Source organism: Mycobacterium sp. SMC-17, from assembly GCF_045310915.1.
Classification (GTDB): domain Bacteria; phylum Actinomycetota; class Actinomycetes; order Mycobacteriales; family Mycobacteriaceae; genus Mycobacterium.
Window position 1 is genome coordinate 1 of the sequence record NZ_JBJIAK010000148.1, and the last position, 1,362, is coordinate 1,362.

The following is a 1,362-nucleotide window of genomic DNA, read 5'->3' on the forward strand; positions in this document are numbered from 1 at the left end:
TGAACCGTCCCGGGTTTCATGCACCCTCAGGTTTCTGTGATCCGGCCGGTCTACCGGTCACGAGTTGGGAATAGTAGCGGGCTTCGGCTTCGGCCGGCGGAATGCGTCCGAGGCGGTGCATCAGGCGCTGCTGGTTGTACCAGGCGACGTAGTCGGCGGTGATGTATTCGACGTCGCCCACGGTGTTCAGTGGGCCGCGGCGAAACGGGGAATCCGCCCGGACACATTCGTTCTTGTACAGGCCGATGGTCGTCTCAGCCAGCGCGTTGTCGAAGGCATCCCCAACACTGCCCACGGACGGGCGAATTCCCGAAAGGCTCAGTGTCTCACCGAATCTCACACTCGTGTACTGCGAGCCGGCGTCGCTGTGATGGATTGCGCCGTCGACGGGATGGCCTTGGCGGGCACGCAGTGCAGCGGCCTGACGCAGCGCGGATTCGACGAAGCGGGTGTGCTTGGACGCCGAGGCTTCCCAGCCCACGATCGACCCGGCGTAGGCGTCGATGACGAACGCGACGTAGACGAACACGCCGGTGACGAGCTTGACGTAGGTGAAGTCGGCCACGAGCAGCACGTTGGGTGCGGCCACCCCGAACTGGCGGTCCACCAGGTCCGGCGGTCGCACCGCCTCCGGGTCGGGGATCGTGGTGCGGACCCTCTTCTGGCGGCGCACGCCTTGCCAGCCGTTCTTGCGCATCAGGCGTTCCACGGTGGACTTGGCCACCGGGATGCCCTGACGCTGCAGATGGGCCCACATCTTCAGCGACCCGTACAGCGACTCGGGCCTGCGGCGTCCGTGCTCATCAGGCTCGTAGTAGCCGGCTAGGATCTCGGTGATCGTGGCGTCCCACAGGGCCCGTTTCGAGGGCGCCCGCACCGCCCAGGCATGAAATGTCCGCGGGGCGATCGGCACGGCGTGCTCGGTGAGCACGCGACAGATCGGAGCGACCCCGAAACGGTCCCGGTGGGCGGCGATGAACTCGCAGACCGTAGCGGTCAGCGGCGGCTGCGCGGGTCGCTCTCCCGCACGAAGAAAGACGTTGCCGCCTTGAGGATTTCGATAGTCTGCTCCAGCTCGGCGTTACGCCGTTTCAACGCCCGGATCTCCGCAGCCGCCTCCGAAGAGACCCCGTCTCGATCACCGTCATCGACCTGTTGCTGGCGAATCCAATTACGCAGCGTCTCGGCGTTCATCCCCAACCGTTTGGACACCGCGGTAATCGCCGCCCACTCGCTCGGATAGTCCTCCCGGTGCTCGCGCACCAGACGGACCGCCTTCGCTCGGGTCTCCGGGTCGTACTTGCTCGGCATGACATGCACCTTCCCAAGGAAGGAGGTGCGCATCAAACGCGGGATGGTTCA

The 1,362-nt window shown here is 65.6% G+C and carries 1 protein-coding gene; it reads right to left on the reverse strand.

Translation table 11 applies throughout. From position 1 onward, the window contains the following. Positions 1-16: 16 nt before the first annotated feature. Positions 17-1,311 (reverse strand): IS3-like element ISMysp3 family transposase gene (locus ACJH7A_RS30485; RefSeq protein ID WP_109545024.1). Its coding sequence is split into 2 segments (ribosomal slippage): positions 17-1,038 and positions 1,038-1,311, totalling 1,296 coding nucleotides; the frame shifts between segments, so codons are not numbered across the junction. Positions 1,312-1,362 lie beyond the last annotated feature (51 nt).